Raw genomic sequence first — 24,101 nt, forward strand, 5'->3', positions numbered from 1 at the left:
ATGAAGAGCCGTCATGGACCGTATTTCTTCACCGCGTTTCTCACCGTGTTTTCCGGGAGATGTCAGCCGGAGGTGTCAGCCGTGCGTACCGGCCGGGGATAGCCGTGCGTACCGGCCGGGGATAGCCATGAGTACCGGCCGGGGACAGCCGTGCGTACCGGCCGGAGATATCAGCGCAGGGCGCGCTGCGCCTGGTACAGGTTGCGGGGCTGGACCGCCTCCGGATGGCCGTAGGACTCGATACGGGAGTGGAGCGGACCGGTGAAGTCCGGGACGTCGATCTGGCCGAACTGCCGGACCTCGCTGATCCCGACCGTCGCGCTGTACGGCGCGATGTCGTCGATCCGCACGCAGCCGGCCCGCTGGTTGGTGACCGTGACGTTCCAGTGGGCGAACCGCGCCCCGTAGAGCGGACCGGCGCTCGCGTCGCCCCCGTGCGACCCCGTGTTGTCCACGGTGATCTCCGTACGGACGTTGGCGAAGGGCATCCCGCGGTGGGTGTCGAAGGTGCCCATCTCCATCCGGCCGCGCGACCAGACGTTGTAGCTGGACAGCCCCTCCACGTTGATCCCGTGCAGCTGTGTCCCGGCCGGGGCCGGGACGGTGCGCCGCGCCAGCACGAAGTCCTAGCGCGAGGTTGTCGTGCGAGCCCTCGCGGCAGCAGTAGGGATGGTGGCTGCCGCGCCCCGTCACCCGGGTGCGGCGCAGCGTGCACGCCTTGGCGGCGACGAGCAGGAAGCCGTTGTCGACGTTGTTGACGGTCACGTCGTCCACCCAGCAGTCCCACGCGCACTGCAACGCGACGCCGTTGTACCCCTTGTCCAGCAGATGCTGCGCCTGCGGGGTCTCGACGACGTCGAGGGTGATGCCCTCCACCCCGGAGCCGGTGACCGGGGGCACCAGCGTGGTGAACCGGGGCTGCCAGGCGGGCCGGGCGTCGAGCGGCAGCGGACGGTCGAGGGTCACCCGGCCGCGCCCGCGGTCGACGGCGGCGACGCGGCACGGCCATTCGTAGGGGACGTACGAGGTGAGCTTGGTCTTGTCGGTCCAGAGGTAGTCGGCGCGCGCCCTCGACATCGCCCGCCATATGGCTCAGGAGCGAATGCGTGTCGTCATCGGCGAGTTGGAGCAGCGCGCGGTCGCCGGGGCGCAGGGCCGACGGGTCATCGACGGTCACCGTCCAGTCGCCCCGGCGGGCGGGGGCGACGAGGCCGGTGAGGGTCCGCCACTCGTCGCGCCGGTTGCCGGTCCAGCCCTCGAACGGCCACGCGCGGGCCCGGATCGCGTCGGTGAGGGAGCGCAGGCGGGCGTCCGGGCAGATCCAGATGAGCCCGCCGGCCCAGGACCAGGACGACTTGTCCCCGCCGTAGCGGCTGCCGTACGGGCCGATCAGCTCGGTGAGGTTACGGGTCGCGTGGAGGGTGGTGCGGCCGCTGCCCGCGCCGCGCAGTACGACGTTGTCGTAGCCGAGGCGGATGACGTCGTCCACGCGGTAGGTGCCCGGGGGCACCAGGACCGTGCCGCCACCGCTGCGCCCGGCCGCCTCGATGGCGCGGTTGATCGCGGGGGCGGCGTCGGCGGAGCCGTCGGGCCGGGCGCCGTAGTCGCGGACGTCGGCGACCACGGGCGGCCGGGGGAAGGACGTACGGCCGCCGAGGTATCCGGCGCGGCCGACGTAGGGGATCTGCGGATGGGTGTACGGCCGGTCGAGGAACTCCTGCCAGAGGGGGGACGTACGGGCCCCGACCGGATCACCTGTCCCGCCCGCACCACCCGTCCCGCCGGTGGTACGTGGTGCGGCCGCCGCGTCCGTGGCGGTCAGGAGCGGGGCGCCCGCCCCCAGGGCCGTGGCACCCGCCGCCAGGCCCATCGCACCGCCGAGCAGCCGCCTTCTGCCGATCTCCATGCCCATGAGCCAGTCCCGCCTTCCACGAATGTGAACGCAGTTCAGGTGAGAGACGGCGTGAGAATGCCATGGGGCAGGGGTGCGCGGAAGGGGTCGCGTCAGGACGGACGCATGTCAGGCAGCGGGGACGATCGTCAGGCGGAGACCGGGCCCGGACCGTCGTTCACTTCGCCGCATCGCGGGTCAGATTGCTGAACGCCTCAAGGTTGCGCGTCGATTCGCCGCGCGAGGTGCGCCATGCGTACTCCTTGCGGATGGCGGTGGCGAACCCCATCTCCAGCAGGGTGTTGAAGCTGCCGTCCGCGTTCTCCAGCACCGTGCCGAGCAGCCGGTCCAGCTCCTCCGGGGTGACCGCCGCGAGCGGCAGCTTGCCCACCAGATAGATGTCGCCGAGCTGGTCGATCGCGTAACTCACCCCGTAGAGCCGGGTGTTGCGCTCCAGCAGCCAGCGGTGGACGGCCGCGTGGTTCTCGTCGGGATGGCGGACGACGAAGGCGTTGACCGAGAGGGAGTGCCGGCCGACCCGCAGCGAGCAGGTGGTCGACAGCTTGCGGGTGCCCGGGAGCGTGACCACGTAGGTGCCGTCCTCCGGGCTCTCCCACTCCAGCTCGGCGTCGTTCAGCGTCCGCTCGAGGACGGCCCGGGGGTCGGCCTCGGGGGCGGTGTCAGCCATGGGGTCAGCCATGGCCCGATCGTAGGCGACGCCGCTCGCGCATGGCCTCCGTGTACACCTCCGCCGTCGCCGCGGCGGCCGTATCCCACCCGAAGGACTCGGCGTGCCGGGCGGCCGCCGCGCCCATCCGGTCCGCCCGCTCGGGTTCCGCCGCGAAGGGACGCAGCGCGCGGGCGTAGTCGGCGGGGTCATGGCCGTGGATCAGCGTGCCGCTGACCCCGCCCCGTACGGCCACCGGCAGACCGCCCACCGAGGCCGCCACGACCGGGGTGCCGCATGCCTGCGCCTCGATGGCCACCAGCCCGAACGACTCGCTGTACGAGGGCATGACCAGCACGGACGCCGCCCGGTACCAGTCGGCGAGCTCATCTTGCGCACAGGGCGGCCGGAAGCGCACCACATCGCAGATCCCGAGCCGCGCCGCCAGCTTGTGCAGCCCCTCGGGCTTGGCCAGACCGCTGCCGCTGGGGCCGCCCACCACGGGCACGACGATGCGCTCGCGCAGCGAGGGGTCCTCCTCCAGAAGGTGGGCGACCGCGTGCAGCAGGATGTCGGGGGCCTTGAGCGGCTGTATGCGCCCGGCGAAGAGGGGTATGAGCGCGTCGGCCGGGAGGCCCAGCCGGGCGCGGGCGGCGGCCCGGCCGTCGGCGGGGCGGAAGCGGTCGAGGTTCACCCCGGGGTGGACGACCGCGACCAGCTCGCGCGCCGCCTCGTAGTGGCGCGCCAGCTCCTCGGCCTCCTCGTCGGTGTTGGCGATCAGCCGGTCGGCGGCGCGGACGATCTGCTGCTCCCCGATGACGCGGGCGGTCGGCTCGGGGGTGTCGCCCTCCGCCAGCGCGGCGTTCTTGACCTTGGCCATGGTGTGCATGGCGTGCACCAGCGGCACTCCCCAGCGCTCGGCGGCCAGCCAGCCGACGTGGCCGGAGAGCCAGTAGTGGGAGTGGACCAGGTCGTAGTGGCCCGGCCGGTGCCCGGCCCACGCCTGCATGACCCCGTGGGTGAACGCGCACAGCTGCGCCGGCAGGTCCTCCTTGGCCAGCCCCTCGTAGGGCCCCGCGTCCACATGCCGGACGAGCACGCCGGGGGCGAGCTCGACGGCCGGGGGGAGCGCGGCGGTGGTGGCCCGGGTGAAGATCTCCACCTCGATGTCGATGGCGGCCAGGCGCCTGGCCAGCTCCACGATGTAGACGTTCATCCCCCCGGCGTCGCCGGTGCCGGGCTGATGCAGCGGCGAGGTGTGGACGCTGAGCATGGCGATGCGCCGCGGCCGCCGTGGCATACGGCGAAGTCGCTGGTGGGACGGGGTGCCGAACGGTACATGAGACCGGCCTCGCAGGCCGCCGAGCCGGGACGCGTGCTGGCTCACCGCGCGTTACCTCCTTGACAGGGGGGCTCCCTCCTCGGTCATCAACACCGGAACTGGTGGTTCCCATTTCCGCTTTGCCAAAGCGTGACGTTCCGATACCCGTCGGCCACGCCGCGTCCGCCCCCGCATAGGCTCTGCGCCATGCCCGCCCGCGTTCCCCCGCCGTCCCGTCCGATCGGTTCGGCGACCCGCGGCACGACCAATCCCAACCGGCTGCGCCGGATGGACCGGTGGATCGCGACGGCCCACGGGGCCGCGCTGCGCCGGGCCGGGGAGCCGCCGGTGGCGGTCGATCTGGGGTACGGGGCGGCCCCGTGGACCGCCGTCGAGCTGCTGGACCGGCTGCGGACCGTACGGGGCGGGACCCGCGTCGTGGGCGTCGAGATCGACCCCGGACGCGTGGCCGCCGCGCGGCCGTACGAGCGCGAGGGGCTCACCTTCGCACACGGCGGCTTCGAGGTACCGCTGCCCGGCGAGGCGCGCCCGGCGCTCATCCGGGCGGCCAATGTGCTGCGGCAGTACGAGGAGTGCGAGGTCGCCGCCGTGTGGCGGCGGCTGTGCGCACGGCTGGCCCCCGGCGGGCTGCTGGTGGAGGGCACCTGCGATGAGATCGGGCGGCGGCACGTCTGGGTGGCGCTCGGCCCGGCGGGCCCGCGCACCGTGACCTTCGCGGCCCGCCTCGGCTCCCTGGAACGCCCCTCCGACCTGGCCGAACGGCTTCCCAAGGCGCTGATCCACCGCAATGTTCCGGGCGAACCGGTGCACACCTTCCTGCGCGACTTCGACCGCGCCTGGGCGGCCGCCGCCCCGTACGCGCCGCTCAGCGCGCGTCAGCGCTGGATACGCAGCGCCCAGACGCTGCGCGCGGCGGGCTGGCCGCTCGCGGACGGCCCGCGGCGCTGGCGCCAGGGCGAGGTCACGGTGCGCTGGGAGGCGCTGGCGCCCCGGGGCTGACGCCTCCTTCCGGGCCGTCGCCTCCGCCCGGGCCGTCGCCCGTGGTGCCCGCGGCGTTCGCCGCGCCACCGGTGGCGGCTGCCGTGTCGGGGTCGGCGCCCGCCGCGTACTCCTCGCTGATCTCCTTCGGCCCGAACGGCCACACCTTCTCCACCCGCGCCCACAGCACGAACGCCACACACCCCGCCGCGACCCAGGCGAGCGACCATTCGATGGGGTGCCGGCCGGGGGAGTTCTTGTCCGCGTAGCCGTAGATCACCAGCCAGCCCACCAGCGCCACCACGCTCGGCAGCGGATAGAGCCACATCCGGTACGGCCGCCGCAGCCCCGGCTGGCGGCGGCGCAGTACCGTGAGGGCGACGATCTGCGCCAGGGCCTGCACGATCACCATGACCGTGGTCAGCAGCTGGATGAGCGTGGCCAGATCGGTGTGGCGGCCGATCAGGAAGCCGATCGCGGTGACCACGCCCATCGTGGCGAGGCCCAGCGCGGGGAAGCGATGGCGCGGGTGGAGCCTGCCGTACGGACGGAAGAAGACCCGCTCGCGGGCGGCGTCGTACGGCACCCGGGAGCCGCCCAGCAGCCCGGCGAAGACGGACGCGAAGGCCGTGATGAGGATGAGCACGGTGACGACGTCGGCCGCGCCCTTGCCCCACGTCTCCTCCAGCACCGCCGAGGCCACGGACTGGGAGGCCACCGAGCCGGGGTCGGTCATCTCATGCCAGTCGACGACGCCGAGGGTGCCGATCTGGAGCAGCAGATAGATCCCCATGATCCCGGCGATCGAGGTGACGATCGCCCGCGGCAGGGTGCGGCCGGGGTCCTTGATCTCGGCGCCCATGTACGCGGCGGTGTTGTAGCCGAGGTAGTCGTAGATCCCGATGGTCAGGCCCGCGGCGAACCCGGTCCAGAACTGACCGCTGCCCAGGTCGAAGGCGTGGTCCGGATAGGTGAACGCCTGCCCGGCGTCGAAGTGGCTGAAGGCCGCGACGATGACCAGGAGCACGGAGGCGATCATCACGCACCACATGACGGCCGTGATCCGGGCGATGTGCTCGGCCCCCCGCCACAGCAACCCGATGACCAGGACGATGACCCCGAGCCCGACCAGATCCCCCTGAGTCCGCGTCATATCCGGCCACAGATAGCCCAGATACTGCACCAGACCGACCACACCCGTGGACATGATCAGTGGAATGAACAGCATCGCCGTCCAGACGAACAGAAACGGCATCAGTTTGCCGCTGCGGTACTGGAACGCCTGGCGCAGATAGACATAGCTGCCACCGGCGCCCGGCAGCGAGGCGCCCAACTCGGCCCAGATCAGGACCGAATCGGCACGGCTGTTCGGCGACGACTGGATGCCGTACGGGACGAAGAGCAACGCGGAGGCTCACCATGCTCGTGGTGACCCATGAGATCGGGTTCGCGAAGGAGGTGGCGGACCGGGTCGTGTTCATGGACGACGGCCAGGTGCTGGAGAGCGGCACCCCACGGGAGGTGCTGGACAGTCCGGCCAACCCCCGCACCCGGGCGTTCCTCTCCCGCTTCCTCTAGCGGAGCCGGGTCCTGCGGTCCTGCGGTCCTGCGGCGGAGCCGGGCCCCGCGGCGGAGCCGGGCCCCGCGGCGGAGCCGGGCGCTGACGGGGAGCCGCCCCCGTCAGCGCACCGGGCCCCGGCAGCGCCCCGGGTCAGCGCCCCGGGCCCGGTTCAGGACGGCCGCAGGGCGTGCAGCAGGGCGTCGATGTCGATGAGGTTGCGGTCGTGGTCGTGCCCTTCGCGGAGGGGATTTCCTCCTAGGCTTGAACCTCCCGTTACACGTAGCCCGGCGAATGGATCGAATACACATGGCCCAGGCGATTCGGCGAGGCGGCAGCACCTCCCGTGTCAGGAACCCCGCCGCCCCGAAGGCTTTACCTGCTCTGAGGCCGGCCGACATGGCAAGAGACGGCCTGGAAGACGACGCGATGATCCGCGGGGTGCAATATGAGGGAACGCCCTTCGTAGCTCTCACGGCTGAGGCCGTCGAAGTGGAGGGCTGCACATTCGACAGCTCTCGCTTCAATGGAACACACCTGGTCCGCAGCCAGTTCAGCGACTGCCGGTTCAACACCTGCGACTTCGCGGAAGTGGGTGCCCAAGATGTGTCCCTGATCCGGTGCACCGTTGATGGGAGCCGACTCACGGGCTCGTCGTGGAAGTCTGGGACGTTCCGGGACGTACGCATGGAGAGCTGCGTCATCGCGCCCGGTCTGTTTCGCCACATGAAGCTGTATGCCGTTGCGTTCATCGACTGCAAGATGGTGGGTGCGGACTTCCAGAGTGCCGAGATGCACAACGTGAGATTTGAAAGCTGCGACCTGACCGGAGCGCAGTGGTCCAACTGTCAGGTTGACGCCGTACGGTTCGAGCGCTGCACGCTCGTTGACGTGGGCGGCGGCGCGAGCCTCAAGGGCGCCACAGTGCAAGGCCCAGGACAGATGGAGTTGGCCCTGAGCCTTGCACGAGAGGCGGGAATCCGCTTCGAGTAGCCCGGGTCAGTCGGTGGCCGCCGGAGCGTAGCCAGCGTAGTCCGGGCTGGAGATGCACCGTGCAACGTGCTGGAAGTCCAACCGGTTCGCCTTCAGCCCACTCGGACATCTCATCGAGCAGCAGTTGGCCGTACGGGGTGAAGACGTCGCGGTGTGTCCGCATGTCCCGGCATGCAGCACGAAGCGAGGTCGCGTACTTGGCGACGAGGGTGTCCACGCCACGGCGGGCAGCTCGAAGTGGGCCATCTGGAAGCTGCCTGCGCTACGTGGCATCTCTCCCTGGATGATTTTCCGTTGGTTCAGTCAGGGCGAGCCGACCAAAAGATGAAGAGCATGTACGAGCGAATCCGGCCGCATCTCAACAATCACAAAGCACGAGAATTGCACGAACGTGCCCGAATGATCATTCCTGCCTCACTGCTGACCCGCCCCTAGGCCGAGGGGCGCTGATCGTTGCTCGCCCTTCCCACCCGGGCCCTTGCCTCTGCTCAGACATCACTCATCCTCCTCGGGGATGTCGAGGGCGGAGAGAAGGGCAGGGATCAGGCGCCGGTCTCTGTCATACGTGAGTCGATTGTCGGCTGCCTCCGGCGTCAGCCAAGCCAGGGCGGTGACCTCGTCATTGGGCTCGAACGCACCGCCTGTGGCCTCGGCCGCCCAGTACCGAACGAGCTTGGGTCGGCCCTGGGCATCGGTGTAGTGGGACGAGAGGAGTTCTACTCCCAGACGGCACGTCATGCCGGTCTCTTCCCGGACCTCACGGACTGCGGCCTCCTGGAAGGTCTCCCCGAGCTTGAGCTTGCCTTTGGGCCAAGACCAATCTGACCACTTGGGCCGGAAGACCAAGGCCAGTTCGATGCCAGCAGTGGAGCGAGCGTGCCGCCACAGTGCGCAGCCCGCCGCACGGACCTCAGACCCACCGCTCATGGTGGCCAGGCCCTCCCTTCGACCTCGCCTACCCCCTGACCAGGGGTTTTCTTCTTCACCGTAGTTAACGATCCCACGGATCGTCGTAGCGGGGGCGGTGGACGAGGGCGATCTCCAGGCGGCCGCCGTGGGGGGACCGTCGCCACAGCACACAGCCCGCGGCCAGCACCGTCCCGGTGTCCGCTCCCCCGTCACCATGGGAATTCCGCCGGTTCATCCGCCGTCTCTCCGTTCCGGGTCTTTCGCTGTCCTCCGCGTGCGTCGTGCGTTCGTGCGTCGTCCGTTGTGTGGCGTGCGTTGTGTGGCGTGGGCCGCCGTCCGTCGTCAGGAGGCTCTGGCGGCCACGCGCCGCCAGATCCGGCCGAACGCGAAGCGGGCCGCCTCGACCTCATGCCGCTGATCGGCGTGGAGCACCCCCAGCGCGTACGCCGTCGCCGGGGCGATCCGGGGCGTACGGGCCGCCGCGGCCGCGGCGGCGGCCGCCTCGGCCGCGTCGCGGTGGCGCTCCAGCGCCTGCCCGGCGGCCAGCAGCCGTACGGACAGCGGCGGCTCGGCGTCCGCTGCGCCGGGGCCGGTCGGCCCGGAGCCGGTCGGCCCGGTCCCGTTGACCCCGCTCGGCCCGTCCTGCTGCCTCGCCGCCCGGTCCAGCACCTCCAGGGCGTACCGCCGCAGCCGCAGCAGATGGCGCACCTGGTGCCAGGGGGCGTCCTGGCGCTCGCTGGCGGGCGGGGCGTCCGCGGCCGAGGTCGCCGCCAGGCCGTGGACCAGCGCCTCCGCGTTGTACGGATGTCCGGCGCGGATCAGCGGCAGCGCCTCCACCGCCTCGGTCAGCCGTCGGTTCGCCAGGTCGGCGAGCGGCGGCAGCACCTGCCCGGCGGGGCGGGCGGCGCCGGCGTCGTCGAGCGGGGCCTCGGAGGCGAGCAGGGCGACGGTGTCGGCGACCGCGTGGAAGCGTGAGGAGCCCAGCGCCTCCAGGGCGGCGGTGTGGGCCCGGGTCCTGGCCAGGGTGAGCTGGCGCTCCAGCAGCGCTCCGGCGCGGGCCGCGCCCACGGTCAGCGCGCCGCCGCGGGCCTCCTCCTCGGCACCTGCCCGCTGGTGGGCCGCGCCCGGCTGGCCGGTCCGCTCGCCCTTCTCGCCCTTGGTGCCCCGGCCGCCCTTGTCGCCGCGCTCGCCACGGCGGCGTCCGGCCGTCCGGCCCTCGTCCCGGTCCCTGGACGTCCCGGCCGCGCCCTCGGCGCCGCCCCCCGTATCGGCGGGACCGGGCCGCGCACCCTGCCCCCCGACAGGGTCCGCGGCCCCGCCTCCCGGCGCACCGGCGGCCAGGGAGACGCTGCGGCGGGCGGCACGGGGGGAGCGGGGCACGGAGCCGGGGGCGCCGGAGGGGCCGCCCGCGCCGTCGACCGCGACCGTGACCCCGCCGCGCGCCGGGCGCGCCGCGCTCGTGGCGGTGGCATGCGCGGCGTTCGCGGCGTTCACGGCGTTCGCGCCCGCGGTGTGTGCGGCGCCCACGGCGCCATCGGGGAGTCGCTCACCGGGGGTCGTGACCTCGGCCTCGCCCTGCGGCGACCGGTCCGAGGGGCCGCCCGCGCCCGAGAGCCGGTGCAGGGCGCCGCGCAGCCGCTCCAGCCGCTCCGCGTAGGCGTGCTCGCGCGCCAGCGTGCCGGACAGCCAGGCCAGCTCGGTCCGCAGCTCATCGGACCAGGCCGTGTCGGTGAGCGGGCGGTAGACGTAGAGTGCGCCGCTGATCCGCCGCGCGGCGCGGCGCAGCAGCCGGGCGGCCTCGGCCGCCTCCTGGACGTCGGAGCCGCTTTCGCGGTGCAGCCGCAGGCTGCGGAGGAAGTCCCCGGCCTGCGCGTGCAGATACGCCGAGAGCACCTCTCCGGCCGTCACCGACTCCCACGAAGGTGCCGCCACGGCCTCCGCCGCCCGGTCCGTCACACCGTCGTGCCCGGGGCGGGACGGGTCGGCGGCCGGATCGGCGGCGCCCGTCATCCCGGCCGGTGGCAGGTCATGTCGTCGAACCACGCCGTCGCCTCCGGGCATCGATGAGCATCTCCTGAACGTTCCGCAGCGGCTGGCCGTCCGCGTCCGTGGCATGCCGGGTCCACTCGCCGTCCGGGCCGAGGTGCCAGGAGGAGGTGGAGTCGGACATTCCGGTATCCAGCAGGCGGTTGAGGGCGGCGCGGTGGCCGGGGTCGGTGACCCGCACCAGCGCCTCGATCCGGCGGTCGAGATTGCGGTGCATCATGTCGGCGCTGCCGATCCACACCTCCGGCTCGCCGCCGTTCCCGAACGCGAATACGCGCGAATGCTCCAGGAACCGTCCGAGAACCGAGCGGACCCGTATGTTCTCCGAGAGCCCCGGGACGCCCGGCCGCAGCGCGCAGATGCCGCGCACCCACACATCGACCGGCACCCCGGCCTGCGAGGCCCGGTAGAGGGCGTCCACGACGGCCTCGTCCACCATCGAGTTGACCTTGATCTTGACGTAGGCCGGGCGCCCGGACCGATGGTGGGTGATCTCCTTGTTGATCCGGGTGATCAGCCCGCCGCGCAGCGACTTCGGCGCGACCAGCAGCCGCCGGTAGTTCTCCCGCCGGGAGTAGCCGCTCAGCCGGTTGAAGAGGTCGGAGAGATCCGCGCCGACCTGCGAGTTCGCCGTCAGCAGCCCCAGGTCCTCATACAGCCGGGCGGTCTTGGGGTGGTAGTTGCCGGTGCCCACATGCGAGTAGCGGGTCAGGGTGTCGCCCTCCTGGCGGACCACCAGCGACAGCTTGCAGTGGGTCTTCAGCCCGAGCAGACCGTAGACGACATGGCAGCCCGCCTCCTCCAGCTTGCGCGCCCACTTGATGTTGGCGTGTTCGTCGAAGCGGGCCTTGATCTCCACGAGGACCAGCACCTGCTTGCCGGACTCGGCGGCGTCTATGAGCGCGTCCACGATCGGCGACTTGCCGGAGGTGCGGTAGAGCGTCTGCTTGATCGCCAGCACATCCGGGTCGGCGGCCGCCTGCTCCAGGAACGCCTGCACGGAGGTGGAGAAGGAGTCGTACGGGTGGTGGAGCAGGACGTCCCGCTCGCGCAGCGCCGCGAAGATGTCGGGCGGCGAGGCGGACTCCACCTCGGCGAGATCCCGGTGGGTGCCCGCCACGAACTTGGGGTACTTCAGCTCCGGCCGGTCCAGCGCGGCTATGCCGAAGAGACCGGTGAGGTCGAGCGGCCCCGGCAGCGGATAGACCTCCGCGTCCGAGATCTTCAGCTCGCGCACCAGCAGGTCCAGCACATACGGGTCGATGGACTCCTCGACCTCCAGCCGCACCGGGGGCCCGAAGCGGCGGCGCAGCAGCTCCTTCTCCAGGGCCTGGAGGAGGTTCTCCGCGTCATCCTCCTCGACCTCGAGGTCCTCGTTGCGGGTCACCCGGAACATGTGGTGCGCGAGCACCTCCATACCGGGGAAGAGCGCCTCCAGATGCGCCGCGATCACGTCCTCCAGCGGCACATACCGCTGCGGCGACGCCTCCAGGAACCGGGAGAGCGACGGCGGAACCTTCACACGTGCGAAGTGATCATGCCCACTCACGGGGTTGCGCACCACGACCGCGAGATTCAGCGAAAGCCCCGAGATGTACGGGAAGGGGTGCGCCGGGTCCACGGCGAGCGGGGTCAGCACGGGGAAGATCTGCTGCCGGAAGAGGGTGAAGAGGCGGGACTGCTCCTTCTCGGTGAGATCCGGCCAGCGGACCAGATGGATGCCCTCCTCCGCGAGCGCCGGGGCGACGTCCTGCTGGTAGCAGGCGGCGTGCCGGGCCATGAGCTCACGGGACCGGTTCCAGATCAGCTCCAGCACCTCGCGCGGCTGGAGCCCGGAGGCCGAGCGGGTGGCGACCCCGGTCGCGATGCGCCGCTTGAGCCCGGCGACCCGCACCATGAAGAACTCGTCCAGATTGCTGGCGAAGATCGCCAGGAAGTTGGCCCGCTCCAGCAGCGGGGTGGCCGGATCCTCGGCCAGCTCCAGCACCCGCTCGTTGAACGCCAGCCAGCTGCGCTCCCGGTCCAGGAACCGCCCCTGCGGCAGCTCCCCGCCGTCCGCGTCCGGCCCCGCGCCCTCCTCGTAGGAGTCCAGGTCGGCGTCGAGGTCGGGGTCGAGCGAGCGCACCGGTCGCATGGCGACAGCATGCGGCCGGTGGGCCGCGATGGACCCGACCGAGGGCTGGTGCTGAGGCTGGGGCTGCGGGGAAACCGATGCCGGACCGCTGGTGTGGCTCATGAACTCATTGTTCCGCGCCGGAGGTGAATACGGCGTGGCGGAAGCGGGTGCGGAAACGGCACGAAGCCTCCGGTTCGACGAATTCGGCACAGCGGGCTGCATTCAGTGATGCTCGCAACCGAGGTTGAATCGCCGGTAACGGACACATGGCGCGTAGGAAATCGGGACCCATCCCCCAGGGGTCCCGCCCTCTTCACGCCCCCGGGCGCCCGCCCCGCCCCCGCGGGCTCAGGCCCGGTCCCCGCGGGCCCGGATCTCCGCCCCCGCGGGCTCAGGTCCCGCCCCCGCGGGCTCGGTCCCGCCCCCGCGCGGGCTCGGATCCCGCCCCCGCGAGCCCGGATCCCGCCCCCGCGAGCCCGGATCTCGCCCCTGCGGGCCCGGATCCCGCTCAGGTTTCGGTCCGGTACATCAGATCCGTCTCATGGGTGACGAAGCCGAGCCGTTCGTACACCGCCACCGCGGCGAAGTTGTCGGCGTCCACATAGAGCATCGCGGTCGGCAGCCCCCGAGCCGCCAGATGCCGGAGCCCGACCGAGGTCAGCGCCTTGCCGAGGCCACCGCCCTGGGCATCCGGGCGCACCCCCACCACGTACACCTCCCCGAGCCGCTCCTCGGCATGCACCTTCGTCCAGTGGAATCCGACGATCTCCCCGCCGCGCTCGGCCAGGAAGAACCCCTCCGGATCGAACCAGGGCTCACCCTTACGGTCGTCAAGGTCGCGCTGGGTGAGCGAACCCTGTTCGGGGTGGTGGGCGAAGGCCGCCGCGTTCGCCGCCAGCCAGGCGGCGTCGTCCTCGCCCGGCCGGAAGGTCCTCACGGTCACGCCCTCCGGCAGCGCCGGCTCCGGAAGCCCCAGCTCCGCGAGCGACCCCAGGGGCCGCCGCATCTGGCGCAGCTCCCGGAACAGCGTCAGCCCCAGCACCTGCGCGAGATGCCGCGCCGAGGCATGCCCCCCGTGCGCCCACACCCGCAGCCGCTTCCCCGACTCCTTCAGCAGGGTCACCCCCAGCGCCCGGCCGTGCCCCTGCCCGCGCCGCGCCGGATGCACGACCAGCTCGGCGGCCGGGGCCTCCACCGGGTCGGTGTCCTCCAGCTGCGCATACCCCGCCAGCTCCCCGCTCGGCTCGCGCAGCACCAGATGCCGCACCCCCTCCCGCCGCCCCCGCAGCTGCAACCGCCCCTGCTCGGACACGGCCTGCTGCCCGTCGATGCGCGCGGCCTCCGCGATCAGCCGCAGCACATCCCGCGCCTCGGCGGACGACAGCTCCTCCAGCACATCGAGCCGCCGGGCACCGGATGTCTCGTTCACCACGTCATTCATGGGGCCGAGCCTACGGCGGCCCAATTGTGCGGCAAGCTGCCGGCCAATTTGTTACCAGCGGGTCACCCGGCTGCCCCGTCCCCGTCGAGGATGTCGTCGGCGATACGGGAGAGGTCCTCGGCACTGGGCATCAGCTCCCGCACATGGGGCGGAAGGGCGGCGTATGTGCTCACGGCGAGCGGTGCGTTGTTGCTCCGCAGGGCGTACTCGATCGTCCCCTTGTCGCGGCTCTTGGCGATGAGTATCCCGAGCGTCGGGTCATCGCGCTCCTTGTCCCGCACCAGGTCGTCGACGACGGTGACATAGAAGCCCAGCTGGCCTAGGTGCGCGGGGCGGGCCTTGTCGGTCTTCAACTCGATGACGACGTAGCGGTGCAACTTGCAGTGGTAGAAGAGCAGGTCGATCCGGAACTCCTCGTCCCCGACATGGGGTACTGCCGTCCGACGAAGGCGAAGCCGACCCCCAGTCCGGTCAGGAACCGGACGAGTTGTTGCACCAGCGCGTCCTCGAGGTCGCGCTCTGCCACCTTGCCCGACAGCCGGGTGAAGTCGACTCGGTACGGGCCCCTGACGACCTCGTTGACTGCGTCGGAGTCCTCCGGGACCGTGGCGTCGAAGTTGTTGAGCGCGGCGCCCTGGGTGAGGTGCAGCTGGGCGTCGATCCAGTGGTCGAGCATGACGCGGGACCACCCCTGCTGCACGGCCCGCTGAGCATAGAAGTCCAGCTCAGGGCGAGTCTTGCAGCGGCCCATCAGCAGGGTGATGTGGCCCCAAGGCAATTGGGCAACAGCTTGTTGCCCAATTTGTTCGGGCCATGTTCGAGCCATCTGCTGCATGTACTTGAGATTCCGCGCGCCGAAGCCTCGCTGGTTCGGAAAGGCCGTACGCAATTCGGTCGAGACCCGGTCGATGACCTTGGAGCCCCACCGCTCCCTCTCAGCCCGCTCAAGGATCGTCCGGCCGACTTCCCAGTACATCTTGATCATCTCGGTGTTGACCTTGAGCTGAGCGCGCACGCTCGCCTTCGTGACAATCGTCTTGAGGTCATCGACCAGTTCGAAGAAACCCGCCGGGAGCTCGGACCCCTGTGCGGGGATGGGCGTCCGCTTCGTGAGTTCGTTCTGCATGATCCGCACGCTCACATAACGAACCGGCACCCAAACCGCCCATCGGGACATTTCCTCCGAACGGGCGAAGTCGCCCCACACCGTTGACCATCGGCCACCAGCTCTTAACCTCCCGCCCCTGCCCCGCTACGCGCGTTGACCGTAAGCTGCGCTCCACCATCCATCACGGGTCATACAAGGGGACGACATGCCAGCGAGACCTCAACGGCGCGGGGCGGGACGCCGGTTGGCCACGGGATTCGCGGTGCTGGCCGCCGCGGCCGGGGTGCTGACCGCCGTGAGCCCGGCGGGCGCGGACAGTGCCGCCGCCTCGGACAAGCACCGGCCCGGGAGCACCGTCGACGTACAGCTGCTGTCCTTCAACGATCTGCACGGAAACCTGGAGCCCCCGCAGGGCTCCTCGGGCACCGTCGCCGAGACCCAGCCGGACGGCACCACCAAGACGATCCCGGCGGGTGGCGCCGAATACCTCGCCACCTCCCTCCGTAACGCCCGTAAGGGCCACGACTACTCGATCACCGCCGCCGGCGGCGACATGATCGGCGCCAGCCCGCTGTTGTCCGGGCTCTTCCACGACGAGCCGACCATCGAGGCGCTCAACAAGATGGACCTCGACGTCACGGCGGTCGGCAACCACGAATTCGACGAGGGCCGCACCGAGCTGAACCGGATTCAGAACGGCGGCTGCCACCCCGAGGAAGGCTGCTACGAGAAGGGCAAGACCTTCGAGGGCGCCGACTTCCCCTACCTCGCCGCGAACGTCACCGACGAGAAGACCGGCAAGCCCATCCTCAAGCCGTACACCGTGTGGCAGCACAAGGGCGTGAAGATCGGCTTCATCGGGGTCACCCTCGAGGGCACCCCGGACATCGTCACCGCCGAGGGCGTCAAGGGCCTGAAGTTCCACGACGAGGTCGAGACGATCAACAAGTACGCCAAGGAGCTCCAGCGCAAGGGCGTGAAGTCGATCGTCGCGCTGATCCACGAGGGCGGGCTGCCCGCCTCCTCCTCGTACAACTACGACTGTGACAACGGCGGCGCGGGCAAGGGCATCTCCGGCCCCATCGTCGACATCGCCAAGAACATCACGCCCAAGGTCGACGCCCTGGTCACCGGCCACACCCACCAGGCGTACACCTGCACCATCCCGGACCCGTCCGGCACCCCGCGCACGGTGACCTCCGCGGCCTCCTTCGGCCGCCTCTACACCGACACCACGCTCACCTACGACCGCCGCACCGGCGACATCGTGCGGACGAGCGTCAAGGGCGCCAACGCGGCGAACCACGTCGTCGACCGCGACCAGCCCAAGGCCCCCGACATGACCTCGCTCATCGGGCGCTGGAACAAGCTGGCCGCCCCGGTCGCCGGCAAGCCCGTCGGTTATATCTCCGCCGACGTCAACGGCCGCGGCTCCAGCGCGTACGAGACGCCCCTGGGCGACGTCATCGCCGACGGCCAGCTCGAAGCGCTCGCCCCGGCCGACAAGGGCGGCGCCCAGCTCGCCTTCATGAACCCCGGCGGTATCCGCTCCGACCTCGCCTACGCGGCGTCGGGCAGTGAGGGCGACGGGGTGGTGACCTACGGCGAGGCGTTCACAGTCCAGCCGTTCACCAACATGATGAACGTGATCGACCTGACCGGCTCCCAGCTGATCACCGCGCTCCAACAGCAGGTCAGCGGCTCCAACGAGGCGTCCCCCAGGATCCTCCAGGTCTCCAGGAGCCTCACCTACACCCTGGATCTGACCAAGTCCGGCAAGGACCGGATCGTCACGGACTCGGTGAAGCTGAACGGCGAGCCGATCGACCCCGCCAAGACCTACCGCGTCGCGCTGAACGAGTTCATCGCGGGCGGCGGCGACGGCTTCCCCGTCTTCAAGGAGGGCAAGAACAAGCTCGTCGGCGCCTCCGACCTGGACACGTTCACGGCCTACCTGGGCGCGCACTCCTCGCAGTCCGCGCCCCTGGACCCGCCGAAGGCGGACCGCATCACGATCGTGAAGTAGCCGCCCGACGCCCAACGATGGCCCGGCCGCTTGTGGCGGCCGGGCCATCGTCGTGTCACCGCAGCGCGTCCTCGATCAGATCAGCGGCCCGCCCGGTGCCGCCCTCGGCCCGCACCTCGGCCCGCAGCCGCGCCGAAGTGCGCGCGACCTCCGGATCCGAGGTGAGGTCGAGCAGCGCGGCGCGCAGGGCCCCGGCGGTGGCCTCCGCCGTGTCGAGGCGCTGGGCCACGCCCAGTTCGACGAGCCGGTCGGCGTTCATGGCCTGTTCGGCGCCCTGCGGGACGGCGATCATCGGACAGCCGGTGTAGAGCCCCTCGTTGCTGCCGCCCATCCCCGCATGGGTGATGAACGCGTCGGCCCGCTCCAGGATCGCCAGTTGCGGCACCCACCGGTGGACCTCGACATTGGCCGGGATCTCCCCCAGCTCGCCGGGGTCGACGTACTTGCCGATCTGGAGCACCACATGCCACCCGGGCAGTTCGCCGAAGGCCGCGACGCACTCTCGGTAGAAGCCGGCCTGCCGGGTGTACGCCGAGCCCAGCGAGACCAGCAGCACGTTCTCCGCGCCTGCGGGACGCTCCCAGCCGCCCTGGTCGGCACGGTCGCCGAGGCACGGTCCCACGAACGTCACCACCTCGGTGTTCACCCGGTCGGCGTTCGGCTGCATCGCGCGGGGAATGAGCGCGACACAGCGCGGCGGCAGGCCGGAGAAGGCGTTCGGATCCGTGGTGGCGGCACCGGACTCCGCGAGCCACGTCGCGAACTTCTCCTGATACGCCTCCGCGCCGGGAAGGCTCATGATCTGCGCCCCGATCTCGTCGTGGTACCCCTCCCAGCCCACGATCGTCGGCGACAGCTGCACCACCGGACGCCCCTGCGCCTCGGCGAGCGCACGGGCCTGGTACGCGCCGATGTCGTACAGATACAGATCGGCCGGATCGCGGTCGTACACGGCGCGCAGCTGGGGCAGGGCCTGCATGGCGTCGTCCAGGAACAGGGTCATCGCGGCGATCGGGTCCGCCGGCCAGTCGTTGTCGGCCACCGGCAGGGTGGAGTCGAACGGCACGAACTCGGCACCGGTCGGCTTGATGACGTCCGCCATGGAGGCACCGTTGGCGTACGTCACCCGGTGCCCGCGCGCCACGAGCTCACGGATGATCTCGAGGCTGGGGAGGGTGTGGCTGATGGCGGGGATGCCGACCATGGCGATATGCGCACGGCGACGGGACATGAGACATCACTCGTTTCAGATCTACGGCGAGATGGACACGACGGCCCGGCGCAGCGGCGATGTCGCCGGTGCGCGGGGCCGAAACGGCGTGTCAGCCGTAGATCTGACGGAACGAGTCCATGCGGGAACGGTACCCGGACCGACACCCGGACCGCCTCCCTATTTCCCGGCCTCAGCAAGCGGTAAGTACCCGCTCAGCGCCGGGCCCTAGGGTCACGAACGCGACGGGCCGTCTGTTTCTCCCTCCCTCTCCCGACGGACCGTCGCGCCTTATGCTCCGCCTCCCCGGACGCGATCGAAGGCACCGGCCTTGGCGCCACGTATGAAGGCACGCAGGACGGTGGGTGTGGTGGTCAGGACGACGTGGGGGTCGTCGCTCTCCCTGAGCAGGATGGCGCGGTCGCTCGCGGCGACGTTCACGCAGTTGCCCGCGTCCCCGCTGTGGGTGGACTTCCGCCACTCAGTGGCAACGTTGATGCAGTTCGACGAGTCCCCGCTGTAGGAGGACTTCCGCCAGTCAGATATGGGCACTTCGAAACTCTTCAGATACTCCGCGCGATGCGATGGATGAAGTCTCTTGACTCGGCCGAAGTGAGGGCGGCGCCCTCCATACGTTCGAGCACGGTCCGATACTTGACCAGCTGCGCCTCCGAGTCGAGGAACTCACAGCCGTGATGGACGTCGAGCTGCACAGTGTCCAGTTGCGGAACAGGACCGTGGACGTAGTCGATCGGTTGACCGTTACCAGGGAACGTGCCCTGCCCGAAGGGGACTACCAGAACCGTGATGTTGGCTTCCTCGCTCATCTCGCCGAGGTGGGTCAACTGAGCGCGAGCCGTATCCGCTCCGCCGAACTGCATACGCAGCGCCGCCTCATGGATGATCGCCGTATAGCGCACGGGTTCGTCGCGGTGCAGGATCTCCTGCCGCCTGATGCGGAGGGACAACCGGTGCTCTACTTCGTATTGCCGTAGCGGCGGCACAACCTCCTGGAACAACGCGCGAGCATGGTCCGTCGTCTGCAACAGGGCCGGAATGTGGATCGCCAGGGCCACCCGCAGCTCGGCGGCATGATGCTCAAGCTCCGCCACGTCGATGAGCGCGGCGGGCAGATGCTCTCGATACTCGTCCCACCATCCTCGCGTGCGTCCACCTGTCATGTCGGCCAAGGCGTCGACGAGGGCGTCATCAGGGCAGGTGTAGTTACGGGCGAACGCGCGGACCCGGGGACACCGACCCCACCATCCCCGCACCCTTCGACGCCCCACCCAGCCGCCTCGACCGCTTCACCGCCCTCACCGAGGCCGCCGCCAACCTGGACGCGACCTCGGGGCGCGGCCTGCTCATCGTCCGACTCTGCGCCGACAACTGGGGCGGCTACCCCCTCGCCGACGACCTCTTCGGCATCAGCGGCAAGCTCCTCTGGTTCGAGCTCACCCCCCCACCAGCACGCCTACGAGATCGCCGCCTGACCCCACACGGACCTTTCCCCCAATCGGGTGGTCACCGGTCATTTGCCCCGTGCACATGCTCCGATGACCCTACGTTCACACACATGGTCAGTTCGCGGCACGAGGCCGCACATCGCATCTTTCAAGAACGCCCGGAGTTACTCGCCCCGGTATTCCGCATATTGGACGTCCCGCTGCCAAAGGAGCAGCCGCCGAGGTGCTCACCCCTGATGCCACGGAGGATCCGTCCGTTGGAACGGACGTGGACAGCGTGTTGCGCGTGGTTCCGCCTGACGGCGGCGGCTTCCTCCTGGCCATCGAGGCACAGGGGCGCCGCGATCCGGACAAGGCGGTCAGCTGGGCGTACTACCTCTCGTACATGGCAGCGAAGCACGAGCTTCCGGCGCTGCTACTCGTAGTCTGCCAGGACAAGAAAACCGCCGACTGGGCGGCGGGGCCCTTTCGCATCGGCGTGGAGGGGTGGACAGCACTGTCCGTACACCCGCTGGTACTGGGCCCCGGAAACGTCCCGGTGATCCTCGACCCCGAGGAGGCGTCCCAGGATCTGACCCTGGCTGCCTTCTCGGCCTTGACACATGGGCGCGACCCAAACGCTCCGGCCATACTGAAAACACTGGCTCAGGCCCTCGCCAAGGCCGACCCGGAGTCCCGCCCGTACTACTCGGAGCTACTGGAGATCGGCCTGGGGAATACCCCAGCACGAGACGCCTGGAGGAAACTGATGAGCGTGGTAGGCAGCTACTTCCCTGGTCGCGGCACCCTTGTCGAAGAGACCTTCCTCAAGGGCAAGGCCGTGGGTGAAGCTGTGGGGGGTGCGCGCGCCGTGCTGCGCACCCTGGAAAACAGGGGGATCCGCACCTCGGCGGAGATCCGCGAGCGCATCACCAACTGCACCGACATCAAGACACTGGACCACTGGCTCGACCGTGCCATGACCGTCTCCGCCGCCAACGAGCTCTTCACCGAGGACGACTGACGACCATGGCCGTAGTAGGTAGCTATTTCCCCGGCCGGGGAACCCTCATCGAGCAGACCTTCCTCAAGGGCCAGGCCCACGGGGAGGCAGCAGGGCTCGCCGAGGGGGTCCTGCGCATCCTCGAACACCGGGGGATCACCGTCCGGTCCGAGACACGCCGCCGCATCAGCGAATGCACATACCGCGACACCCTGCGGCACTGGCTCGACCGCGCCTTCACCGTCTCCCAGGCAGACGAGCTGTTGGACGAGCTCTTCGCAGTGGAGGAGTCGGACCGGTAGTCACCGGGCGGGCCCGGGGCCACCCCGGGAGCCGTGCCACCGGCGTGCGGTCGCCGACGCGGCGGGAGGGGGCGGGGTCGGAGGGGTGGTGTCCTGGACGCTTACGTGTATTTGTGGCGCCAATCTCCGGCCCACGCAAGTCCCCGGTTAATGGCGCCGTAAATATACGGTCCAGGGCGCCGCCCCGGAGGCCCCGCCCCCGGCACCCACCACCCACCGCGGGCGCACCACAGCAACCACCCACGCACCCGCACCGCGCACCCACCACCCACCGCACCGCGCACCCAACAGCACCCCCGCGCCCGGCATCGCACCGCACCCACCGCCCGGCGCCCCCGCTCCGTGCCACCGGCCGCCCCCGGAACTCACGCCGAACCCCCACCCATCCGGCACCGACCGTGCCTACCCTGGTGGCTTCTGAACGGCGAACAACAGTCACCGGGGGGACGGGGCCTCATGGATCCCGCAGCCATAGCCACACTGGTCCAGGAACTCTTCGTCGCCGACGGGCCGGTGGACCGGCCCGTCCGCATCGCCTCCCTCGTCGCCTTCCAGGGCGACCACCGCACGCTCACGGAACGGGACCTGCCCCGGATCGCCTCCGCGCTCGTCGAAGACGTAGCGAAAGAATTCGACGAAGAGATCGCCGATCAGCCCCGGCCCGAGTTGACCGACGCCCTCGCTCGCACCCTCCACGCCCTCGGCACCGTCGACCTGGACGACCTGCGGGCCGTCCGCCTCGGCCCCGAAGCGTTCGCCCGGCATCTGGCCGTCGGCGCGCCCGACGCCGACGAGGGGCTGGGCGCGGAGGACGCCCGGACGCACGCCTCGCTGCGGGAGGCCGTCTGCGCGCACATCCTGCGCTTCCTCATCCGCCGCTCCCCCTTCGTCGCGGCCGCCGAGGACGCCGCGTTCGAGGACCAGTACGCCCAGGACATCGTGGCCGCCCACGACCATCTGACGATCTACGGCATCGATCTGACCCACTCCCCCGACAGCTGGCCGCTGGACGCCGCCTACCTCAGCCTGGAGACCGAGACCGACGCGGGAGGCCCCAGCGCCCCCGCGGAACAGGCCCTCGCCGGACGCGACAGAGTGCTGCTGTGGGGCGTGGCGGGGTCGGGCAAGACCACGCTGGTGCAGCGGCTCGCGGTGTCCGTGGCCCGCGGCGACCTCCCGGCCCCGCTGGAGGGGCTGCGCGGTCGGGTGCCGTTCGTGCTCCCCGTACGCCGGTTCCGCCGCGACGGCTTCCCGGAACCGGACGCCTTCCTGTCCGCCATCCGCTATCCGCACAGCGACGCCCAGCCGCCGGGATGGGCCGAACGGGTGCTGTCCCACGGGCGCGGGCTGCTGCTCGTGGACGGCGTGGACGAGGCCCCGGAGGAGGAGCGGGAGCGGCTCCGCGAAGCGCTGCGCGAGCTTCCGGCGCGCTATCCGGGAAATGTCTGGCTGGTCACCTCGCGCCCTTCCGCCGTACGGGAGAACTGGCTGGCCTCCGAGCGCTTCACCGAGCTGAAACTCTCCCCGCTCAGCCGAGAGGGCGTCACCGCGTTCATCCGGCGCTGGCATGCGGCGGCCCGCCAGGACATCTCCGACCCGGCCGATCTGGACCGGCTGAGCGGTTACGAGGAAACGCTGCTGGACGCCGTAAGGATTACCCGGGACCTCGGCCGGCTGGCCACCAATCCGCTGATGTGCGGTCTGCTGTGCGCACTGCACCGGGACCGCCGCGGCTATCTGCCACGGGGCCGGAAAGCCCTCTATGACGCGGCCCTTTCCATGCTCCTGGAACGGCGGGACCGCGAGCGCGCCATGCTGCCGCCCGATGGAATCGACCTCCCCCAGGAACCGAAGATCCAGCTGCTCCAGAAGCTGGCGCACTGGATGCTCGTCAACGGCCGGTCCGAAATGGACCGGGCCGCCGCCATCGAGACACTCGCCCGGTACATCCCGGCCATTCCGCACGCGGAGCGGCAGGGCGCGCCGGAGGAGATCTACCGCCATCTGCTCAACCGGACCGGACTATTGCGCGAGCCCACACCCGGTTCGGTCGATTTCGTGCACCGAACGTTCCAGGACTATCTCAGCGCGAGAGCGGTCGTCGAACGGCACGATTTCGACTTCCTGATCGACCACGCACATCTGGACGACTGGGAAGAAGTGATCAGAATGTCCGTGGCCCTCGCCCGTCCCGATGAATGCGCCTACCTCCTGGAGGGGCTGCTGGCGGCCCGTAAAGACGCCAGGCCGGTCCATGCCCGCCATCGCAAACTCCTGGCGGCCGCATGTCTGGAACACGCGACGGAGCTGGACCCCGAGGTGCGTTCCCGGGTGCATCGCTATACCCGCGATCTGGTACGTCCGACCTCGTTGGAAGGGGCCCGGGCGCTGGGCTGGATCGGGCCTATCGTGCTGGAAATGCTGCCCGATCCCAGCGGGGTATCCGATGAGGAAGCCCACCGGCTGGCCGTCACCGCCACCTCGATAGCCGACGACCGCGCCATCGACTATCTGGTCCGGCTGCGGGACCGCGCCTCCTGGGCGGTACGGGCGCGGCTCGCGGCCGCCTGGCGGCGATATGACACCGACCGTTACGCCGAGGAAATCATCGCCCATCTCGATGAGCGGGAACTCGACTTTCCGGTGTCGGACCTGGAAGAGCTACGGGCGCTCCGCAGGCTGGGCGGCCGCCCCTGCGTCCAGATAGCCGGTGCGCTCACCCCGGAGCAGCTGATCGAGGGCCTGGTGGCCGAGCGGCTGACCGAGCTGTGGCTCGCCTACGACCTGGGCGCGGACCTGGATCTGAGCTGGCTGACCGCCTTCCCCCGGCTGAGCATCCTGCGGCTGAGCCAGCGCAACACGGAGGTGACCGGGGTTCCGGAGGGCGTCCAGGTCATCGTGGCGGGCGCGTAAGCGCAGACCCCGCAGACCCCGAAACCCCGGAGGCCCTGAGACCCCGCAGACCCGGCAAACCCCGTAGACCCCGAAACCCCCGGAGCCCCTGAGAGATCCCGAAACCCCGGAGACCCCCCTGAAAGACCCCGAAATCCCGGAGGTCCCCTGGAA

At 70.5% G+C, this 24,101-nt stretch carries 17 protein-coding genes and 3 pseudogenes; 7 read left to right on the forward strand and 13 right to left on the reverse strand.

Annotated elements, in window-relative coordinates; all coding sequences use genetic code 11:
* Positions 1–170: 170 nt before the first annotated feature.
* The 3 genes and pseudogenes from NQU54_RS29330 to mshA form a co-directional block, all read right to left on the reverse strand.
* Positions 171–1,912: pseudogene (locus NQU54_RS29330) on the reverse strand (glycoside hydrolase family 55 protein).
* A gap of 157 nt (positions 1,913–2,069) precedes the next feature.
* Positions 2,070–2,591: a type III secretion system chaperone family protein gene (locus NQU54_RS29335; protein ID WP_257633684.1), complete on the reverse strand. Its 522-nt coding sequence runs from the start codon at positions 2,589–2,591 to the stop codon at positions 2,070–2,072.
* Entirely contained in the window at positions 2,584–3,945 is a 1,362-nt protein-coding gene (gene mshA / locus NQU54_RS29340) for a D-inositol-3-phosphate glycosyltransferase (RefSeq protein WP_257633685.1), read from the reverse strand. Before mshA ends, NQU54_RS29335 begins: the two co-directional genes overlap by 8 nt.
* Positions 3,946–4,086: 141 nt before the next feature.
* Here mshA and NQU54_RS29345 point away from each other — a divergent pair, with 141 nt between their 5' ends.
* Positions 4,087–4,899, forward strand: a complete 813-nt coding sequence (locus NQU54_RS29345; protein WP_257633686.1) for a class I SAM-dependent methyltransferase — start codon at positions 4,087–4,089, stop codon at positions 4,897–4,899.
* On the opposite strand, the gene NQU54_RS29350 is transcribed toward NQU54_RS29345, so the two are convergent.
* Positions 4,862–6,283 (reverse strand): APC family permease, encoded by a 1,422-nt coding sequence (locus tag NQU54_RS29350; protein WP_372506073.1) that lies wholly within the window; start codon positions 6,281–6,283, stop codon positions 4,862–4,864. The genes NQU54_RS29345 and NQU54_RS29350 overlap by 38 nt on opposite strands.
* Between NQU54_RS29350 and NQU54_RS29355 the strand changes: the two are divergent.
* Both NQU54_RS29355 and NQU54_RS29360 read left to right on the forward strand, forming a co-directional pair.
* Positions 6,280–6,456, forward strand: a pseudogene (locus tag NQU54_RS29355) (ectoine/hydroxyectoine ABC transporter ATP-binding protein EhuA); the annotation flags it as partial. The gene NQU54_RS29350 and the pseudogene NQU54_RS29355 overlap by 4 nt on opposite strands.
* A gap of 289 nt (positions 6,457–6,745) precedes the next feature.
* A complete protein-coding gene (locus tag NQU54_RS29360; RefSeq protein WP_257633688.1) occupies positions 6,746–7,429 on the forward strand; it encodes a pentapeptide repeat-containing protein in 684 nt (227 codons plus the stop codon).
* A 495-nt stretch (positions 7,430–7,924) separates the two neighbouring features.
* On the opposite strand, the gene NQU54_RS29370 is transcribed toward NQU54_RS29360, so the two are convergent.
* The 6 genes and pseudogenes from NQU54_RS29370 to NQU54_RS29400 all read right to left on the reverse strand — a co-directional run bounded on the left by NQU54_RS29370 (position 7,925) and on the right by NQU54_RS29400 (position 15,118).
* Complete coding sequence (locus NQU54_RS29370; RefSeq protein ID WP_257633689.1) at positions 7,925–8,356, reverse strand: NUDIX hydrolase; 432 nt, start codon at positions 8,354–8,356, stop codon at positions 7,925–7,927.
* 64 nt (positions 8,357–8,420) lie between these two features.
* Positions 8,421–8,573 carry an NUDIX hydrolase gene (locus NQU54_RS29375; protein WP_372506074.1) on the reverse strand — a complete coding sequence of 51 codons (153 nt, stop codon included), beginning with the start codon at positions 8,571–8,573 and terminating at the stop codon, positions 8,421–8,423.
* Between the two features lie 107 nt (positions 8,574–8,680).
* On the reverse strand, positions 8,681–10,399 hold the full coding sequence (locus NQU54_RS29380) for a CHAD domain-containing protein (protein WP_257633690.1): 1,719 nt from the start codon (positions 10,397–10,399) through the stop codon (positions 8,681–8,683).
* A complete protein-coding gene (locus NQU54_RS29385) occupies positions 10,365–12,620 on the reverse strand; it encodes an RNA degradosome polyphosphate kinase (protein WP_257633691.1) in 2,256 nt (751 codons plus the stop codon). Before NQU54_RS29385 ends, NQU54_RS29380 begins: the two co-directional genes overlap by 35 nt.
* A gap of 388 nt (positions 12,621–13,008) precedes the next feature.
* On the reverse strand, positions 13,009–13,941 hold the full coding sequence (gene mshD, locus NQU54_RS29390) for a mycothiol synthase (RefSeq protein ID WP_257633692.1): 933 nt from the start codon (positions 13,939–13,941) through the stop codon (positions 13,009–13,011).
* A 62-nt stretch (positions 13,942–14,003) separates the two neighbouring features.
* Positions 14,004–15,118, reverse strand: a pseudogene (locus NQU54_RS29400) (PDDEXK nuclease domain-containing protein).
* A gap of 136 nt (positions 15,119–15,254) precedes the next feature.
* Here NQU54_RS29400 and NQU54_RS29405 point away from each other — a divergent pair.
* Positions 15,255–17,075, forward strand: coding sequence for a bifunctional metallophosphatase/5'-nucleotidase (locus NQU54_RS29405; RefSeq protein ID WP_257633695.1), 1,821 nt, complete (start codon positions 15,255–15,257; stop codon positions 17,073–17,075).
* Between the two features lie 55 nt (positions 17,076–17,130).
* Here NQU54_RS29405 and NQU54_RS29410 read toward each other — a convergent pair whose 3' ends face one another.
* From NQU54_RS29410 to NQU54_RS29420, 3 genes are all read right to left on the reverse strand, one after another.
* Positions 17,131–18,306, reverse strand: a complete 1,176-nt coding sequence (locus NQU54_RS29410; RefSeq protein ID WP_257633696.1) for a macrolide family glycosyltransferase — start codon at positions 18,304–18,306, stop codon at positions 17,131–17,133.
* Between the two features lie 270 nt (positions 18,307–18,576).
* Positions 18,577–18,837 carry a DUF397 domain-containing protein gene (locus tag NQU54_RS29415; RefSeq protein WP_308408508.1) on the reverse strand — a complete coding sequence of 87 codons (261 nt, stop codon included), beginning with the start codon at positions 18,835–18,837 and terminating at the stop codon, positions 18,577–18,579.
* 11 nt (positions 18,838–18,848) lie between these two features.
* Positions 18,849–19,574 carry a DUF5753 domain-containing protein gene (locus tag NQU54_RS29420; protein ID WP_372506077.1) on the reverse strand — a complete coding sequence of 242 codons (726 nt, stop codon included), beginning with the start codon at positions 19,572–19,574 and terminating at the stop codon, positions 18,849–18,851.
* A gap of 445 nt (positions 19,575–20,019) precedes the next feature.
* Between NQU54_RS29420 and NQU54_RS29425 the strand changes: the two genes are divergently transcribed.
* From NQU54_RS29425 to NQU54_RS29435, 3 genes are all read left to right on the forward strand, one after another.
* Positions 20,020–20,754, forward strand: a complete 735-nt coding sequence (locus NQU54_RS29425; RefSeq protein WP_308408509.1) for a hypothetical protein — start codon at positions 20,020–20,022, stop codon at positions 20,752–20,754.
* Positions 20,755–20,759: 5 nt separating this feature from the next.
* Positions 20,760–21,035 carry a hypothetical protein gene (locus NQU54_RS29430; RefSeq protein ID WP_059142486.1) on the forward strand — a complete coding sequence of 92 codons (276 nt, stop codon included), beginning with the start codon at positions 20,760–20,762 and terminating at the stop codon, positions 21,033–21,035.
* Between the two features lie 456 nt (positions 21,036–21,491).
* A complete protein-coding gene (locus NQU54_RS29435; RefSeq protein WP_257633697.1) occupies positions 21,492–23,948 on the forward strand; it encodes an NACHT domain-containing protein in 2,457 nt (818 codons plus the stop codon).
* Positions 23,949–24,101 lie beyond the last annotated feature (153 nt).

The organism is Streptomyces malaysiensis subsp. samsunensis (assembly GCF_024519315.1).
GTDB classification, from domain to species: Bacteria; Actinomycetota; Actinomycetes; order Streptomycetales; family Streptomycetaceae; genus Streptomyces; species Streptomyces malaysiensis.

Bases quoted from the DNA above. Each gene is read 5' to 3' on its own strand.
- NQU54_RS29410 (WP_257633696.1), bottom strand. From the start codon at position 18,306: ATGTCCCGTCGCCGTGCGCATATCGCCATGGTCGGCATCCCCGCCATC.
- NQU54_RS29345 (WP_257633686.1), top strand. From the start codon at position 4,087: ATGCCCGCCCGCGTTCCCCCGCCGTCCCGTCCGATCGGTTCGGCGACC.
- NQU54_RS29380 (WP_257633690.1), bottom strand. From the start codon at position 10,399: ATGCCCGGAGGCGACGGCGTGGTTCGACGACATGACCTGCCACCGGCC.
- NQU54_RS29430 (WP_059142486.1), top strand. From the start codon at position 20,760: ATGGCCGTAGTAGGTAGCTATTTCCCCGGCCGGGGAACCCTCATCGAG.
- NQU54_RS29375 (WP_372506074.1), bottom strand. From the start codon at position 8,573: ATGAACCGGCGGAATTCCCATGGTGACGGGGGAGCGGACACCGGGACG.
- NQU54_RS29360 (WP_257633688.1), top strand. From the start codon at position 6,746: ATGGCCCAGGCGATTCGGCGAGGCGGCAGCACCTCCCGTGTCAGGAAC.
- mshD (WP_257633692.1), bottom strand. From the start codon at position 13,941: ATGAATGACGTGGTGAACGAGACATCCGGTGCCCGGCGGCTCGATGTG.
- NQU54_RS29435 (WP_257633697.1), top strand. From the start codon at position 21,492: ATGGATCCCGCAGCCATAGCCACACTGGTCCAGGAACTCTTCGTCGCC.
- NQU54_RS29335 (WP_257633684.1), bottom strand. From the start codon at position 2,591: ATGGCTGACCCCATGGCTGACACCGCCCCCGAGGCCGACCCCCGGGCC.
- NQU54_RS29405 (WP_257633695.1), top strand. From the start codon at position 15,255: ATGCCAGCGAGACCTCAACGGCGCGGGGCGGGACGCCGGTTGGCCACG.
- NQU54_RS29370 (WP_257633689.1), bottom strand. From the start codon at position 8,356: ATGAGCGGTGGGTCTGAGGTCCGTGCGGCGGGCTGCGCACTGTGGCGG.
- NQU54_RS29385 (WP_257633691.1), bottom strand. From the start codon at position 12,620: ATGAGCCACACCAGCGGTCCGGCATCGGTTTCCCCGCAGCCCCAGCCT.